General features: G+C 67.5%; 15 protein-coding genes. 9 read left to right on the top strand and 6 right to left on the bottom strand.

Annotated elements, in window-relative coordinates; all coding sequences use genetic code 11:
• The first annotated feature begins 20 nt into the window (after nucleotides 1-20).
• The 8 genes from DAT35_RS52420 (at nucleotide 21) to DAT35_RS52460 (ending at nucleotide 6,927) form a co-directional block, all read left to right on the top strand.
• Complete coding sequence (locus DAT35_RS52420) at nucleotides 21-299, top strand: glutaredoxin family protein (RefSeq protein WP_108077021.1); 279 nt, start codon at nucleotides 21-23, stop codon at nucleotides 297-299.
• A 110-nt stretch (nucleotides 300-409) separates the two neighbouring features.
• A complete protein-coding gene (locus DAT35_RS52425; protein ID WP_108077022.1) occupies nucleotides 410-1,363 on the top strand; it encodes a diguanylate cyclase in 954 nt (317 codons plus the stop codon).
• Between the two features lie 69 nt (nucleotides 1,364-1,432).
• Complete coding sequence (locus DAT35_RS52430; RefSeq protein ID WP_108077023.1) at nucleotides 1,433-3,067, top strand: sigma-54 dependent transcriptional regulator; 1,635 nt, start codon at nucleotides 1,433-1,435, stop codon at nucleotides 3,065-3,067.
• A 386-nt stretch (nucleotides 3,068-3,453) separates the two neighbouring features.
• Nucleotides 3,454-4,983: a DUF2380 domain-containing protein gene (locus DAT35_RS52440; RefSeq protein ID WP_108077025.1), complete on the top strand. Its 1,530-nt coding sequence runs from the start codon at nucleotides 3,454-3,456 to the stop codon at nucleotides 4,981-4,983.
• Nucleotides 4,980-5,450, top strand: a complete 471-nt coding sequence (locus tag DAT35_RS52445) for an NUDIX hydrolase (RefSeq protein WP_108077026.1) — start codon at nucleotides 4,980-4,982, stop codon at nucleotides 5,448-5,450. Before DAT35_RS52440 ends, DAT35_RS52445 begins: the two co-directional genes overlap by 4 nt.
• Nucleotides 5,451-5,471: 21 nt before the next feature.
• Nucleotides 5,472-5,942 (top strand): NUDIX hydrolase, encoded by a 471-nt coding sequence (locus DAT35_RS52450; protein ID WP_108077027.1) that lies wholly within the window; start codon nucleotides 5,472-5,474, stop codon nucleotides 5,940-5,942.
• A gap of 22 nt (nucleotides 5,943-5,964) precedes the next feature.
• Nucleotides 5,965-6,435: an NUDIX hydrolase gene (locus tag DAT35_RS52455; RefSeq protein WP_108077028.1), complete on the top strand. Its 471-nt coding sequence runs from the start codon at nucleotides 5,965-5,967 to the stop codon at nucleotides 6,433-6,435.
• Between the two features lie 21 nt (nucleotides 6,436-6,456).
• On the top strand, nucleotides 6,457-6,927 hold the full coding sequence (locus tag DAT35_RS52460; RefSeq protein ID WP_108077071.1) for an NUDIX hydrolase: 471 nt from the start codon (nucleotides 6,457-6,459) through the stop codon (nucleotides 6,925-6,927).
• 52 nt (nucleotides 6,928-6,979) lie between these two features.
• Here the strand turns inward: DAT35_RS52460 and DAT35_RS52465 are convergent, their stop codons facing one another.
• The 6 genes from DAT35_RS52465 to DAT35_RS52490 all read right to left on the bottom strand — a co-directional run bounded on the left by DAT35_RS52465 (nucleotide 6,980) and on the right by DAT35_RS52490 (nucleotide 15,320).
• Nucleotides 6,980-7,714 carry a TfuA-like protein gene (locus DAT35_RS52465; protein ID WP_108077029.1) on the bottom strand — a complete coding sequence of 245 codons (735 nt, stop codon included), beginning with the start codon at nucleotides 7,712-7,714 and terminating at the stop codon, nucleotides 6,980-6,982.
• Nucleotides 7,711-8,967: a YcaO-like family protein gene (locus DAT35_RS52470; RefSeq protein ID WP_108077030.1), complete on the bottom strand. Its 1,257-nt coding sequence runs from the start codon at nucleotides 8,965-8,967 to the stop codon at nucleotides 7,711-7,713. The genes DAT35_RS52465 and DAT35_RS52470 overlap by 4 nt, the downstream gene beginning before the upstream one ends.
• 59 nt (nucleotides 8,968-9,026) lie before the next feature.
• Nucleotides 9,027-9,782, bottom strand: a complete 756-nt coding sequence (locus tag DAT35_RS52475; protein ID WP_146210235.1) for a hypothetical protein — start codon at nucleotides 9,780-9,782, stop codon at nucleotides 9,027-9,029.
• Nucleotides 9,783-9,814: 32 nt separating this feature from the next.
• Nucleotides 9,815-10,642, bottom strand: coding sequence for a hypothetical protein (locus DAT35_RS52480; RefSeq protein ID WP_108077032.1), 828 nt, complete (start codon nucleotides 10,640-10,642; stop codon nucleotides 9,815-9,817).
• Nucleotides 10,643-10,685: 43 nt separating this feature from the next.
• On the bottom strand, nucleotides 10,686-11,612 hold the full coding sequence (locus tag DAT35_RS52485) for an SDR family oxidoreductase (RefSeq protein ID WP_199243265.1): 927 nt from the start codon (nucleotides 11,610-11,612) through the stop codon (nucleotides 10,686-10,688).
• Nucleotides 11,613-11,741: 129 nt separating this feature from the next.
• Nucleotides 11,742-15,320 (bottom strand): serine/threonine-protein kinase PknK, encoded by a 3,579-nt coding sequence (locus DAT35_RS52490; RefSeq protein WP_369946547.1) that lies wholly within the window; start codon nucleotides 15,318-15,320, stop codon nucleotides 11,742-11,744.
• A gap of 350 nt (nucleotides 15,321-15,670) precedes the next feature.
• Here DAT35_RS52490 and DAT35_RS52495 point away from each other — a divergent pair, with 350 nt between their 5' ends.
• Nucleotides 15,671-16,225 (top strand): DsbA family protein, encoded by a 555-nt coding sequence (locus tag DAT35_RS52495; RefSeq protein ID WP_199243266.1) that lies wholly within the window; start codon nucleotides 15,671-15,673, stop codon nucleotides 16,223-16,225.
• The last annotated feature ends 3 nt before the right edge of the window (nucleotides 16,226-16,228 follow it).

Below are 16,228 nucleotides of genomic sequence, written 5' to 3' on the forward strand. Positions count from 1 at the left end.
GCATCACATCCTTCGACTGAATGATTGTCCGACTCTACTCGAAACCGAACTGTTGCCTCTGTGACCAGGCGAAGGAAGTGTTGGAGCGGGTACGCGAGCGCCTCCCTTTCGACCTGGTGGAAGAGGACATCCGGGCCGATCCCGCCACCTTCGCCGCCTGGCGCTACGACATCCCGGTGGTCATCATCGACGGCCGTGACACCTTCAAGCTCCGCTTGGAGGAATCCGAGGTCGAGGCATCCATCCGGCGGGCGATAAATGGCACGCCCATTGCTGAACCGGGTGGACATGGGGAGTAAGTCCCTTCCCAACCCCAGGAAAAACAGGGGGATGGAAGGGGCAGAGGCGGGTAGGGCTGTAAACCTGGGGAGTACGCCGGAGGAACGATGAGGAAAAAGGTTCTGGCCGGATGGGGGGACGGGTGGCGTTGAGGCGCAAGCACAAGAGGGCGGGGGAGCCGCTGACCGTGCTGGTGGTGGAGCCGCGCGCGGGAGACCTGGAGCGGACGCGGGTCGTCCTGAGCGAGGCGGATTTCCGGGTGGTGCCGGTGACGCGTTTCGACGCGGCGGGGCCGCTGTTCGAGGCCATCCGGCCCGACGCGGTGGTGCTGGCAGCCCAGGCCCCGGACTTCGCGGCGGTGTCGGTGGCCCGGCGGCTGCGGCAGATGGGCCGCGGCGCGGTCCCCCTGCTGTACCTGGTGGACACCGGGGATTCGGAGGCATACCGCCACTGCCTGGACAAGGGGCTGTGCGTGGACATGGTGCCGCGCACCGGCTCGGGCGAGGAGCTGGTGCTCCGCCTGCGCGCGCACCTGCGGCTGAAGGCGGCGGTGCGCCGGGCGATGCTGCCGGAGGACTCGGGGGCCGCGGCCCTGCATGATCCGCTCACCGGGCTGTACAACCGCACCTTCTTGTTGGAGCTCATCGCCATGGAGACGCGGCGCACCGAGCGCTTCGGCGGCAGCTTCTCGGTGGTGGCGGGGGCACTCGACGACTTCCACGCCCTGCGCAAGGAGAACGGCCGCTCCCTGGCCGAGCGGATGATCGTCTACAGCGCGGTGGTGTTCGGCCAGACGGTGCGCGAGGCGGACGTGGTGGCGCGCGTGGGCGAGGAGGAGTTCGCCGTGCTGCTGCCGGGGACTCCGGCGGAGGGCGTGCCGGACGTGATGACCCGCGTGCGCGAGCGCTTCGCCCTGGCTCGCTTGCAGGTGGAGGGCCGGGTGCTGCGCCCCTCGCTGGCCCTGGGAGCGGTGAGCTATCCGGATGTGGTGGGGTCGCCGGTGCAGCTGCTGAGCAGCGCGCTGCAATCCCTGCGCAGGGCTCGCGACGAGCGCCGGGGCGTAGGGGTGGGACTGACGGTTTGACGAGGGGCGGACCCACGGGGGCGTCCCACGGAGTGATTCGAGATGGACAGGGTGAGGGGAGGCGAGGGGATGGATCGGATCGCGGTGCTGGTGGTGGACGACGAGGAGCAGGTGCGGACGTTCCTCGGCGAGCTGCTGGGCAGCTCGGGGTACCAGGTGCGCTGCGCGTCGAGTGGCTCCCAGGCGCTGGAGATGCTCGCCGGCGGCTCGTTCGACGTGGTGCTGCTGGACGTGATGATGCCGGAGATGAGCGGCCTGGAGGTGCTGCGGCGCTACCGGGCCTCGGGCGGCGGCGCGCCGGTCATCGTCCTCTCGGCGCTCTCGGGCGCGGATGACGCCATGCGCGCCATGAAGCTGGGCGCCAGCGACTACCTGTCCAAACCCTTCAGCACGGACGAGCTCGAGGACGCGATGGGCCGGGCCCTGGGCAGCCGCATGCCGGCGCGCCAGGGAGCCTCGGGCGCGCAGGGAGCGGGCTCGGCGGCGGCCCGGGAGGACGCGAGTGGGGAGCGCATCCTCGTCTCGCACTCGCCGGCCATGCGCCGGGTGCGCGCGCTGGTGGAGCGCATCGCGGACACGGACGTGCCGGTGCTGCTGCTGGGCGAGTCCGGAACGGGCAAGGAGGTGATTGCCCGCGAGGTCCACGCGCGCAGCAACCGGCGCAACCGGCCCTTCATCAAGGTGAACTGCGCGGCGCTGCCGGGCGAGCTGCTGGAGAGCGAGCTCTTCGGCCACGAGCGGGGTGCCTTCACCGGCGCGACGACGGAGAAGCCGGGCAAGTTCGAGCTGGCGGACCAGGGCACCATCTTCCTGGACGAGATTGGCGAGATGGCCATCCGGCTGCAGGCCAAGCTGTTGCAGGTGCTGCAGGACGAGGAGTTCTTCAGGGTGGGAGGCAAGAAGAGCGTCCGGGTGGACAGCCGCGTGGTGGTGGCGACCAATCGCGATCTCGAGCGGGAGATCGAGCTGGGCAACTTCCGCGAGGACCTGTTCTACCGGCTGAACGTGGTGGCGATCCGGCTGCCGGCGCTGCGCGAGCGCCCGGAGGACGTGGTGCCGCTGACGGACCATTTCCTGAAGAAGTACGGGCGGCAGTACATGAGCGGGGTAGCGGAGCTGCCGCCCGAGGTGCTGAGGGCCTTCACCGAGTACGAGTGGCCGGGCAACGTGCGCGAGCTGGAGAACATGGTGCGCCGGCTGTGCGTGCTGAAGGATCCGACGCTGGTGCTGGACGAGCTGCGGGCCGGGAGCCGGGCGCCGGCGAGCGCGCCCTCGCTGCCCACGTCATACGCGGGGGACGGGGATGTGGAGCCGCCCGCGCCGACGGTGCGCACGCCGGTGGCGGCCGCGGGCCCGGGCGGCTCGGTGCAGGTCCAGGTGCTGGAGATGCCGTCGCGGGGGAACGCGCCCGCGGCGGAGGTGCCGGTGAACCAGGTGGTGCCGCCGCCGCGCTATACGAATCCGTTCGACGTGCCGCAGCCGCCTCCTCCGCCACCGAGCGTGCCCGAGGCGGAGATGTCCCTGAAGGACATTGGCAAGCGCGCGGCGATGCTGGCCGAGCGCGAGGCAATCCTGGCGATGCTCCAGCGCACGGCGTGGAACAAGCGGCGAGCGGCGAGCAAGCTGCGCATCAGCTACAAGGCGCTGCTCTACAAGATCAAGGAGTGCGGCATCGTGGACCCGAGGGCCACGGCCGAGCTGTGAGCATGAACAGACATTCCCTCTCTTGACATCCCTTCTTCCCTTGGGAGGAGGGATGAGAGGGAATGGGCCTGGGGGTAATCGAACCCGGTTCTCCAGCCCTGCATGATGATGACGAGGCGAAGGAGTTGCTTCTTTGTCATGCGACCGGGCACGGAGACGAGGAAGTAGTCGGTTGGGTTTCGGACCCTACGACGCGAGGCTCCTTTTGCCCGCGCTGTCCAGGCTGTCCGGACTTGTCGGAGGCGCCCGATAGAATGGGAGGCACCCATCGGAGGCGCTGATGACGTCCACGCTGCTGGTGCTACTGGTCCTCTCTCTGCTGTTTCTGGAAGGCGTAGGCACGGTGCGGCCGGGGGCCTTCGCCTCCGTGGGTCTGTGGGTGGACAATGCGCACTGACTCGCTCCGGGCCGTGTGGGCGGGTCTGCTGCTCGCCCTGGCGCTGCTGTCCACTGGCTGTGCCTCGCTGACGCCACCACCCCGCCAGGGGACGAGCCTGCGTTACACACCTCGCGAGGCCACGGGACCCGCTTCGACTCAGGGGCTTGGTGTCGAGTCTCCGCGCCTCCTCGTCTCAACGCCTGAAGCCGAGGCACCGGAGCGGCTACACCGGCGCCGGGCCTCTCGTGTGGAGGTGACGGCGGTGGGCCCGGACAGCGCGGAAAGGGAGGCGCGGCAGAGCGCCCTCGAGGCCCAGCTGGCGTTTCGCGGTGCCCTTCGCGAGCTGTCGGGCTCCGCCCGCCGCATTTCCGGCGAGCTCTCCCGGCTCAAGGTCAGTGGGAGAGGACTCTCGGGCATGCACGCTGACCTCTTCGTGCGCTTCATCGACTTTGGCACTGAGCAGATGCGGTGGATGGACACCCAGCTCGCTGCCGCCACCCGCCTTGCCGACGCCGCCTCGGAGGTGGACGACCCGGACATGCAGCTCGCCCTGCTGAGCACGGCGGGCCCCCGGCTGGAAGCCGCCATGCTCGGCTCGCTCCTGCTCGCTGCCTGGCTCGACTGCCTGCGCCTCGTGGACGCCCTGCTCGACCAATCCCTCTACAGCGCGGAGAGAATGCACCGCGACCTGTTGGACTGGCAGGGGATGCTCGAGCCCCCCATGCGGGCGCTCTCCTCGCTGGAGCCGGACCAGGTGGAGGCCGCGGCGCAAGACGCCCCCGCCCTGGTGGGCCACCTCTCGGACGCGCTCGTCACCACAGTTACCAACGTGCGCAAGGGGGTGGAACTCACCGGGAAGGTGCTGGTGCTCAGAGACATCCTCCTGTCGCTTCCCCTGGCGCTGGAAGCGCCCCTGCTGGCGTCCGAGGCACCGTCAGCCTCAGCTCTGCTCGGCGCGAGCCTGACGGTGGGTGGCGGCGGAGTGATGATGGGCACGCGCCTGGTCGTCTCCGCCGAATGGGTGGAGATGATGCGGCAGTTGGTGCGCGCGGGCGTCCTCTCGATGCCCGCCGTCGGTGCCGCCGTGCGGATTCACGCGGGCGGAGTGATGCTGGCGCAGGCGCATGACGAGCTGCCGCAAGGCGTGCGCGAGGCGCTCGGAGACGGGCCCGAGGTGCGGGCCATGCGCGTGACGGGCAAGACGGGGGCGGGCATGGCCAGGCCGCCCCGGCACCACGTCATGCCCGAGGAGTTCCGCGAGTGGTTCGAGAGGCGCGGCTTCACGGGCGAGATGGACATCAACGAGTTCTGCGTCGAGCTGGAGGAAGCACACCACCAAGCCATCCACGGCGGGGGCGACTGGAAGCTGGGACGCACATGGCCCGGTGAATGGAACCGGATGATCATGGATAGGCTGAGTAAAGCCGAGAGTGAGGCAGGCCGGATATTGACGCGGAATGAAGTCCTGCGCATCGTCGCAAAGAACATGAGGGACTATAAAATCCCGATGAACTTCGTCTCCGGGAGAGGGCGATGAGTGATGGAGGTGCTTGGCGGGGGAACATCAGGGCTCGCCTGTATGAGCGGGTCCGCGAGCGCGGTTACGATTCGCTCACCGCCTTCGCCGAGGCACGCCCTGCCGTCCCGCTGTACGTGCTGGCCGATGAGCTTGGCAAGGACGACGTCGCTGCGGTGCAGGTGTTCAGTGGATTGCTCGCCGAGGCAGAGCGGCGCAAGCAGGTCACGCGTTTGGTGCGCGATGTGCTCGTACGAGAACTCGCCGAGAGCCTCCCCGAAGGCTGGCCGGCTGTGATGGACGACGCCAACCGTTTCAAGGTCGCTGAGGCGCTCGGCTCTTGGTTTGCCTATACCCCAGAAACCCACCGCGAGCGCGCCGATCAGGTCATGGCAGCGCTCCGAGCCACGCCACCACCGCCCGGCTGGCGTCCGCTCGGCCCCGACGATGAGTTGCTGCTCACGCTTCTGCCTGATGAGGAAGTCTGAACCTCCCCCGTGGAGAGGGTGATGAGCGACGGACGTGCGTGGCAGGGCAACATAAAAGCGCGTCTGTATGAGCGGGTTCGCGAGCGCGGTTACGATTCGCTCACCGCCTTTGCCGAGGCACGTCCTGCCGTTCCCTTGTATTTGCTGGCAGAAGAGCTTGGAAAGGACGACGTTGCAGCAGTGCAGGTATTGAGCGGTTTGCTCGCCGAGGCAGAGCAACGCAAGCAGGTCACGCGTTTTGTGCGAGACGTGCTTGTGCGCGAGTTGTCCGAAAGCCTCCCTAGTGGCTGGCCGGCCGTGCTGGACGACACAAACCGTGGAGAAGTTGCCATGGCGTTTGGTACGTGGACCGCATACACTCCAGTAACGCACAAGGAGCGGGTCAGGCAGGCCCGAGCGGCCCTCTGGGCCTCGCAGCCGCCACCCGGCTGGCGCCCTCTTGGCCCGGACGACGAGTTGCTACGCACGCTCCTTCCTGACGAGGAAGCGTGAACTTCGATTTGTGTAGGGAGCCATGAGCGACGGACGTGCTTGGGAGGGCAACGTAAAGGCGCGCCTGTATGAGCGAGTCCGCGAGCTCGGCTACGATTCGCTCACCGCCTTCGCCGATGCGCGCCCTACCGCTACACTTGTGGAACTTGCGGATGAGCTTGGCCCTGATGACATCGCGGCAGTGCAGGTGTTCAGTGGGTTGGTTGCTGAGGCGGAGCGAAGCGGCAAGATCACTCGTCTCGTGCGCGGGCAACTCGTGCGCGAGCTCTACGAGTGCCTCCCAAACGGCTGGCCGGTCGTACTGGACGACGCAAACCGTTTTGATGTCGCCCACGCACTCGGCTCGTGGATTGCTTTCACCCCAGAAACCCATAAGAAACGCGCCGACCGGGCCAGTGATGCGCTCCTCGCCAAGCCACCGCCCGCCGGTTGGCGCCCGCTTGGCCCCGACGATGAATTGCTGCTCACGCTCCTTCCTGACGAGGAAGTCTGAACCTCCTCCATGGAGAGGGCCATGAGCGACGGACGTGCCTGGCAGGGCAACATCAAGGCGCGCCTGTATGAGCGGGTCCGCGAGCGCGGTTACGATTCGCTCACCGCCTTTGCCGAGGCGCGTCCTGCCGTCCCGTTGTACTTGCTGGCCGAAGAGCTTGGAAAGGATGACGTTGCAGCAGTGCAAGTATTGAGCGGATTGCTTGGCGAAGCGGAGCAGCGCAAGCAGGTCTCACGCTTTGTTCGCGACGTGCTTGTGCGCGAGTTGTCCGAAGGTCTCCCCAACGGCTGGCCGGCCGTGTTGAATGACGCCAACCGTTTCGAAGTCGCCAAGGCGCTCAGCTCGTGGATTGCCTACACCCCAGATACTCATCAGGACAGAGCAAGACAGGTCAGCGCAGCGCTCCTCGCCAAGCCACCACCGCCCGGCTGGCGTCCGCTCGGGCCCGACGACGAGTTGCTGCTCACGCTCCTGCCCGACGAGGAAGTCTGAGAGGGTGTTGAGTTGAAGGATTCTGATGCTGCACGGGGCGTGGGGCCTTTTTTCATGAGGACTCGTCCACGCGCCGGCAGGCCTCCTCCCAGGCATCGGTCCGTGAGAGGAAATAGGAGACCTGCTTCGGACCGGGCTGGGCCGCGAGCTCCTCGCGCAGGGTGCGCAACATGGCCAGCGCATCCTCGTGCTTCTGGTTGACTCGGCCGCGTGGCAACCAGGCGCGGAACCGCTCGAGCTCGATGGCTGGTACACCCTCGCGGGCCGCCTGGGCGAGCAGGGTGGGGTAGCTCCGCTCCGGGTAGTAGAGCGCCTTGGCGATCCGCTCCAGGGCCACCCGTGTCGCCGTGCGGAGCACTCCCGTCCGTTCCGCGCTCGCCAGCGTGGCCCGGATGTCGACCATCGCCTCCGAGAGCGGACGGAAGCCCGCTTCCTCCGGGGCATGCACCAGTGTCACCTCGTCATCGTCCTCGAGATCGCCGTGCAGGAAGGACTCGAAGATGGCGCCGACTCCCCGCATGCCGAAGGGGGCCAGCTCCGCCGCGCGCAGCGCCCCCATGCTGGCGCTCCCGTAGACATGGATGCCCTCGGCCATGGCCCAGAGGAGCTCCTTGTGCCACACGGCGGGAACGCGCTCGAAGTAGCCATCGATGAGACCGATGGCCTCGGGGCGCTCGAGCGCGGCCCGGTACACATCTCCCTGGGTCGCGGGTGGCAGGAATACCGCGTCGAGCTCCGCCCTTCCTTCCTCGGCGGAGAGGGTCGGTCCCGTGAAGATGTAGATCATCGCAGCCGCTCCTCCACGATCCGCCGGGCCCGGGCCCCCAGCACATAGCCGGGAGCGTCATGGATGGCCTCCAGGCCGGGAATGACCACCCGCGCCACGGCGATGCCGAACGCGCGTTTGGACAGGTCCACCGCCACCACCTGCTCGAAGCCCGCGGAGGCCAGACGCATCAGCTCCCACGCCACGTCTTCATCGAAGCTGTCCGCCTCGAAGGTGGGGACCTCGTGGAAGCGCCGCACGGGCTCGCTGTGCATCAGCTTGTGGACGCGGGCCCAGAGGGTCGGGTCCTGCAGCGTCTCGTAATACCGGGCCACGTCCAGGTCATCGCGGGAGCCGGAGATGAGCGTGGCGCGGACCTGGGCCGCCTCGGTGAGGGCTCGGAGCAGGGCCACCTGGCGGGTGGGATGGCACCCCGCTCCCGTCGTTGGGTAGAGGGGGCGCAAGGGCTCTGGCGAGCGCTCGGCGCTCATGCAGAAGAAGGCGGGCAGACCCACGTCCGATGTCGTCTCCCAGACGGCCACGTCCACGCCGCCCCGGTCGAACTTCTCCAGCACCTCCCGGCAGCCCGGGTCGTCCACGGTGTCCAGGTCGAGCCGCGTCCGGTGCCGCTCCTCGGCGGTTCGCAGGTGCCAGAGAGTGGTCGCGTCGCGCTCGACCACTTCGCAGATGCCGTGGCTGATTGCCTCCAGCAGGTGGTTGCCGGAGGCCAGCCCGTTGGAGCTCATGAAGAACGAGCCGCTGCCGGAGGGGAGGGGCAGGGTGAAATCGGTATGCACCAGCTCGAAGGGCAGCCACATGGGCGTGTTGCGGAGCAGCTCGCGGCCCTCGATCCACAGCGTCCGCAGGGAGGCGTGGAAGGCGCCGGCCGACAGCCGGGGAAGGCGGGTGACGTCGGCCAGCGTGTGGCTGAAGCACAGCTCGTTGTAGGTGGCGAGCATGAGCGGGAGGGTGATGTGCTCGGCGTGGTAGGCCTCCACGGCCTCCATGAGCCCGGAGACCTTGGCGGAGAGGAGATCCAACCCCTTGCCCTGGGAGACAGCCAGGGAGCGCGAGTTGGGCCGGCAGACCGTCACCACGGGAATGCCCAGGCGATCCAGTCCGGTGATGTTGGCGATGCGGGTGATGCCCATCACCCCCATCAATGGGCGCACGCGCCGCAGGGTCTCCTCCGGAGAGCACAGCCGATGCGTCCCCGCTCGGTACCGCTTGGGGGCCGCACGGTTCAGATCAGGGTTGTCGGGCGAGACGCTCATCCTCTCCCCTCCTCGAGGTCCGTGATGTGTCCCAGGTTTTCCCTGGCAGGGCGGCGGGCTCAGCCTCGCTTGCGAGAACCCCGGGCGCGGGGCGGCTCGCTACGTCTTGCCTTGGGCTGGGCGCGGCGCCTGGTGTCTGTGTCGGATGCCTTCAGGGTCCGGATGCTCCGGAGGGTCTTCCCGGGACCCGACCGGATGGATGCAAGGTTCACCAGGACGCAGGCACTGCCCGCCGTCGGCAGGCGTGGAATGTCCGCGACCACCGTTCCCAGCTCCACCATGAGGAGGGGGGCGCTTTCCATGCCCTTCGGGAGCCGCTGCTTCTCATAGAGCGCTCTTTCCACCAGATAGAACTCCCCGTCGTCGGCGAAGATCACCAGATCCTGTGTTTGGGGTTCTGGCGCGCTCCGGGTGTCGTAGTTCGTGGGGGGGATCTTCCTGTCGTTCTTGAGAGGCGGATGGGCTCGCTTCTTCTTTTCGCTCTCCTGCCGGATGGCGGCGACGTTCAGCAGCATGCACGAGCAGTTGCCCGTCAAGGGCTCCGGCTCCTGCGTCTGGGCCCGTGTCGAGCCATTCGACTGGACCGCGTGGAAGACGGAGATGTCCGCGGCCATCGCTCCCAGTCCCACGAGAAACTCGGGGGCGCTCCTGAAATGCTCCGGGAGCCGCTGCGCCGATCTCATGTACTGGTCTCTCTTCACGTAGTAGAAGTTCCCGTCCTCGCCGAAGATCATCAGATCGTCTTGTTCGAGTTGCAGGTTCCCCGGGTCGTACACCTGCGCGGATCGATTCTGCTCTGTTCTTTCATCGCCCATGGCATGAGCTCCCATGCTCCGCTCTACCTGTGTCAGGTCAACATCAAGAGCGGCTGGTGCTGTTGATAGCGTGAAACGTTCCTGCAGATGTGTTGCTCCTGGAGGCAGAGCTCATCGAGCTTGCCGTAGAGCTCATTGTCCGCGAGCTTCATCATCAGGTCCGTGTGCTGTTCGAGATTGGAAAACTGCCAGATGTTCAGGAGCCAGTCGGGGTGATCCTTGAACCGGCCTCCGACGAGCAGGGAGAAGCCCGATTGAGCGAAGGAAGGGATGAGCCGGGTCATGTAGCCATCGAACTCCGAGACAACACTCTCCAGGTCTCTCGTATTGCCCTCGCTGTTTCCCTCGTGGTTCAGGACGCAGATGACGTTCAGGAGGTAGGGGTCCGTTGCTATCTCCTGGGTGAACTCCCCTCCCTGGCTCTCCTGGCTGGACAGCCGGGTCATATAGGGCATCTGGAAGAGAATCCGGCTGTGGGGAATGACGGGGCGGTCGCGCTCCATCATCTCCTGCATATCTTGTTTCTCCGCATCGATGGCCTCCTGGATGGCCCTGTAGCGGACGGCGTCCTCCCTGCTCATCAGCTCGAGCAGGGCGTCGAAGGGCTGGGAGTCCTGGCTCAGCCGGTGGGAGCCCTCGACGTAATAGACCTCGAACACCTGGTCCGGGTCGCCCGTGAGCGCGGAGGACTTCACCTGCCGCCACAGTTTGTAGGTCTCCAGCAGCCGTCTGCGTGCCTGGATCGCCAGGAGATAACGCAAGAAATGACCGTGTTTCACCTTGCTGGTGAACAGGAGATACTGAGCACTCGACTCGAATTGACTGTCCCGCGCCGAAGGGCCATGCCCATTCCGGTTCATGTGATCCTCCTTCGTTCGACACCCAGTTCTGGCTGGTGTGGAGTCATTGCAGCTCGGATTCCCGCGGCGCCGCCGGCTGCTCGGCCAGCACGCGCTCCACGTAATCGCGTACCCGTCTGGGGCGTAGCCCCAGTGCCTCCATCGCCGGTCTGGGATCGACCGGACTTCCAAGAGCGGTATTGAGCATCATCGCCGCGAAGGAGCGCTGGAGCGGATCCGTGGCCTCCTTGAACTGATCGCGGAGCTCCTGCTCGGGAATGAAATCCAGCGTCCAGGTGCGCCCGCTCCGCTCCTCGAACATGCGGACCACGTCGAGCTGGCTCAGGGCTTCTTCGGCCCCGAGCTGGAGGACCGCGTTCCAGGCCTGGGGCCGCTCCAGCGCGGCGATGGCGGCACGGGCCACGTCCTCGAAGGAGATCCAGTTCATCCTGCCGCGCCCCGTTCCAAAGAGGCGGGCGTGGGCATGGTGGAAGTCGAAGCCGAGGGCGGGGCTGAGCCAGACCTCGGTGAAGTGGGTGGGCTGGAGGATGGTGTAGCGGGGGATTCCGCTCCCCATCAACGCCTTTTCCACCTCGCGCTTGCAGTCCTGGAGGGGAAAGCTTCCCTGGAGCGGTGCGAAGGAGACGAAGACGAAATGCTCCACTCCGGCACGGCGCGCGGCGTCCACGAGCGCGAGCTGGCCCTTGCGGTCCACGGATTCAATCGAGTCCCCCTCCTGCCGAGAGAGTGATGAGGACGCCGTCGAGATGACCGCCTGGGCTCCCTCGCAGAATGCGTCCAGGGAGGGCAGATGCTTCAGGTCTCCCCACCGCAACTCGACGCCTGCCTGCTTCAGCTGTTCGAGCCGGCTGGGATTCGCTGTCGGCCGGACCAGTGCTCTCACGGGAGCACCCTCGGAGGCCAGGCGCTTGCAGATCTCCCCGCCCAGCATTCCGGTGGCGCCTACCACGGCTGTGATGGGATGCCTCATGGTCTCCTGCCTCCGCCGCCCGTATTCCCGTCACCCATCGGGCCCGGGGAGTCCGGGTGAGAGCCCTTCATGGGGAAGGGTGTGGCGGCTGTGTTCGAGATGGAAGATGTACGCAAAGGCATATCTCCTTCAGAGAAATCCCAGCCGGCGGCCGGACTCCACGGCGTGCTCCAGGTATTCCCTCGCCAGCTCTCGTTCACCCCTGTTCCAGGCGCCGAGTGCCCCTTCCAGCCGGGTGCGCACCGGCCCTGGCAGGAGTTGCTGGGTCGGGTCCAACAAGGCTCGAGCATGCTCCACCGCTTGCACCACCTCGTGGCGCTGGAGCTCCACCGCCAGGAGCACCCACAATCCCTGCCATTGGAAGGGATAGGGATAGAGCGGCGAGAGCTTGCCCCAGCACTCCAGCGCCGCGCGGGCCTCGTGCTCGGCCTCGTCCACCCGCTGCTGCCGCCAGGCCACCCAGGCCTGGTTGGCCCGGGCCGCCCCGATGTAGTCGTGCATGCGTGCGGCGAGCGCCACCTCCAGGCTCTGCGCGCTGAACTCGCGCACCCGATCCACCTGGCCTCGCTTGCGGTAGACCAGGGTCAGGTAGGTGAGGAGTCGGGACTTCAGCGTCAGGTCTCCGGTCTGCTCGACCATCTCCAGCCCGGCGAGGCTCTGCCGCTCGGCCTCGTCGAGCCTTCCGTGGAAGAGCAGGGCGAAGGCATGGCTGAAGCGGGTCGACACCCGCTGGGCCACGTCCCCGGAGGCATCGGCGGCCTGCACCGCCAGACGGCCGTACTCCACCGTCTCGGCGGAGACCACGTAGCGCTCCTGCCGGAAGGACGTGTTGAGGAGCGACACGAAGAAGCTGGCGCGCTGGAGCGGGGTTCCCCGTGTCTCCACGACCGGGCGCAGCTTCCTCACCAACGCGGCCATCTCCTCTCGCCGGTCCATCCAGTAGTACGTCCAATGGCGATCCACCTGGATCTGGATCCACTCCTGCCACCAGGCGGACACGCTCGGCTCCGTGCCGCGACGCTCCTCGGGGACGGAGCCCAGCGCGGCCTCGGCCTCGCCATAGGAGCGCAAGGCGTCCTCGTGCTGGTGACGTGTCTCCCAGGTCTTGCCCAGCTTGCGGTGGATGCAGGCCCGATGGATCCGCGCGCCGGAATGGAGCCGCGCCAGCGCCTCGCCATAGGCCGAGCGTGCCTCCTCCTGCTGCCCGGTGAGTGCCAACACATCCCCCAGGTTCTCGTGGATGCACAGCAGGGCCGGGAGCCAGTTTCCTGGCTCGGTCCGCTCCGCCTTCAGGTGCTCGCGCGCCTCGGAGAGAGCCGCCCGGTAGAAGGTGATGGCCTCGGTGTTGGCATGGACCACTCGGGCGCGATCTCCCGCCAGGTGGAAGTAGCGGCTGGCCTGATCGTGGACCTCGGCCTTGGCCCAGTGGTTGGCCAGACCCGGGAAGTACAGGGCGAAGTCGAGCTCCTGGGTGTAGCGGTGCTCGACGGCCTGGGCGGCCCGGTGGTGGTACTGGCGGATGTTCTGGGGCGTGATGCTGGCGTAGGTGAGCTCGCGCAGCTTGTCGTGGAGGAAGCGCAGCCGGCCTCCCGCGGCCTTCTCGAGGATCTGCCGCACCCGCAGGGTCTGCAGGGCCTCCAGCGCCGCCGCGTGCTCCAGCGGCACCGTGTCCAGCAGGAGCTCCGTATCGAACTCGCGCCCGAGCACCGCGGCGCTCTCCACCAGCGCCTGGGCCCTGGGGTCCAGGTCGCGCAGACGCCGCTGGATGATCTCCGCGATGGCGCCGGTCAGCGACAGGCCCTGGAGCCAGACGCCCGTCCGGGACCGTTCATCCAGGCGCCACTGGCCCGAGATGTCGCGGTGGAGCAGTCCTTCCGAGATGGTGGCCCGCAGGTACTCGGCGATGAAGAACGGGTTGCCCTCGGAGCGGCGGACCAGCTTGTCGAAGTCGCGTGGGAGGGATTGCAGCGCGAGCATGCCGCGCGCCATGGACTCGATGCTGCGCTCGTCGAGCTGCCCCAGTTCTATCCGCAGCGCGTCTGGCACGGACACCACCTCGCGCAGCAGGTCGCCCATCTCCTCCATGCGATAGGTGCCCAGCAGCAGCACCCCTCGCTCGACCAGGTCGTCGTGGCGCAGCTGCCGCAGGAACGTCAGGCTCATCTCGTCGGCCCACTGGAGGTCGTCGATGATGAGCAGCACGGGGTCTTCCTGGGCGAAGGCGAAGAGGACGTCCCGGAGGGCGGTGAAGATGCGGGCGCGAGCGGCCTCGGCATTGGAGAGCAGGGGAGGCGGAGGCAGCTCCCGCTGGCCGGGGAGCTCGTCCAACGTCGGCTCGTAGGCGACCAGCACCTTGCCCTTCGGCCCGAGCAGCCGCGCCGTCTCCTTCTCGCCCCCGAGCCGGCAGCGATCCGCCACTGCGGCCAGCAGCGAACGGAAGGGGTGGAGGGGTGGCGCCCTCACGTCGGCATCCACCTGCGTGCCGGAGAGGCCGAGCGGGATGCACTCGCACGTCACCACCGGGAGCTCCCGGTAGAGGGCCTCGCGGGCCAGCTCCAGGGCCAGCCGTGTCTTGCCCACGCCACTGCCGCCCCCGATGAAGACCCGGTTGCCCTTGCAGAAGAGCATGTCGTCCAGCAGCGCGCGCAGCTTGCGCATGGCCTCCTTCCGTCCGGTGAAGGGCGGGCGGTAGAGGTAGGGCCGGGCCTTGGGGAGATCTGGTGGCTCGTCGACCTTCACGCCCAGCTCCTCGAGCACCCGGGCCACGTCCTCGGCATAGCCGAGCCGGTCCTCGGGGCGCTTGGCGAGCAGCTTGAGGATGAGCCACTCCAGCCGCTCGGGGATGGGCTCCTCGACGAGCTGGGACGGGGGCGTGGGCTGCTCCCGGAGATGCCGGCGTGTGACGATCCGGTTGGTGCTCCCGAAGAAGGGGACGAAGCCGGTGATGCACTCGTACAGGATGCAACCGAGCCCGTAGAGGTCCGCGCGGGCGTCCACGAGATCTCCGCGGATCTGCTCGGGCGCCATGTACAGCAGGGTGCCCAGCCCGGCCCCTTCCACCTGGAGGACCTCGCGCCCCCGGGCCGCTCCGAACTCCACGGCCACGCCGAAGTCGCCGAGCACCACGGTCCCATTCTTCCGGATGAAGATGTTGCCGGGCTTGAGGTCGCGGTGGACGAGCCCGCAGCCGTGCAGATAGGCCAGGGGCGCGCACAACTTCAGCACCCACTCCAGCAGCGGGCGGGCAGGCAGTCCCTGCGCCGGGCCCTGGTGACTCTCTTCCTCTCTCCAGGCGGGCAGGCTGGCGCTCATCGGCGAGAGCGAGGACCGTGTAGAGGTCTGGCTGTAGTAGCGCTCGATGAGCTGCTTGAGCGTCCTGTTCTCCAGCAGCTCCATGGCGTACCAGGGGAGCCCGCTGGAGACTCCAGAGTCGATGATCCGGATGATTCCAGGATGGTGGATCCGGCTGAGCGATTGGGCCTCGCGCCGGATGCTGGCCATCGTGGGGGCCTGGGTGACGCGCACCGTCTTGAGGGCCACACGCTCGCCCGTCTCCTGATGGAGGCCCAGGTAGACGATTCCCATGCCTCCTCTGCCGAGGACCCCTTGGATGCGATAGGGACCCAGCACCTGGGGGACAGGTGGCTCTTGCTGCGTTGAAGAGACCTCCACCCGGTTCACGGCTCCCCCTGTTCCAAGTGGTGCCACGACCTGGCTGGGCGTCGAGTGCTTCATTGCTCGCCAGGGTTCATCCTGGCGCTCGCTACCCCAGGTGCGTCGTGTCCATCCGTATGGGTAGGAAGGCTGGAGCGGTGGTGACAAGAAGACACGGCGGGCGGCTTCAGCCCTCGTCGTGTTCCTCTCCACACGGGCAAGCCTTCAGGGCAGGTCGTCGGGAAGAGCAGGTCGGCGCACCTTTTGCGCTGAGCCAGATGAGCCCGTGGCCTTGGTTCCACCACGGGAGGGAGACGCATGAGGCCTCGCCCGAGAGTTCCCGACAAGCCACCGTCCGCTGCCCGGGTTCGCGTGGGCCTGGGTGCCGCTCAGGAGGTTTCGCCATGATGGGAAGGCTCATTCCTCCGGTCTCCGAACGAGACCATGCGCTCGGCCCGGCCGAGGCTCGCGTCACCCTGGTGGAGTACGGCGACTACGCATGCCCCGCTTGCGGCGAGGCCTACCCCATCATCAAGACGGTGCAACAGCGGCTGGGTGCCCAGGTGCGCATCATCTTTCGCAACTTCCCGCTCTCCGAGTCCTCCCCGCATGCGCGTCTGGCCGCGTTTGCCGCCGAGGCCGCCGCGCCCCAGGGCCGCTTCTGGGAGATGCATGACCTGCTCTTCGAGAACCAGGAGTCGCTCGAGCCCGATGATCTGATCGGCTATGCGGAGCTGCTGGGGTTGGATCTGGAGCGGTTCGATCAGGACGCGGGCAGCCGTGCGGTGGCCGAGCGCGTGCGCGCCGACTTCCTGGGCGGAGCGCGCAGCGGCGTCACGGGCACGCCCTCGTTCTTCATCAACGGACAGCGTTACGACGGGAGTCTGGCCGCGCGGCCGCTCTTTGATGCACTGGAAGCGGCCGTCGCGGAGTCGGAGTCCTGGGTGCCCTGGCGCTGAGCG

Source organism: Vitiosangium sp. GDMCC 1.1324, assembly GCF_003044305.1.
Classification (GTDB): Bacteria; Myxococcota; Myxococcia; order Myxococcales; family Myxococcaceae; genus Archangium.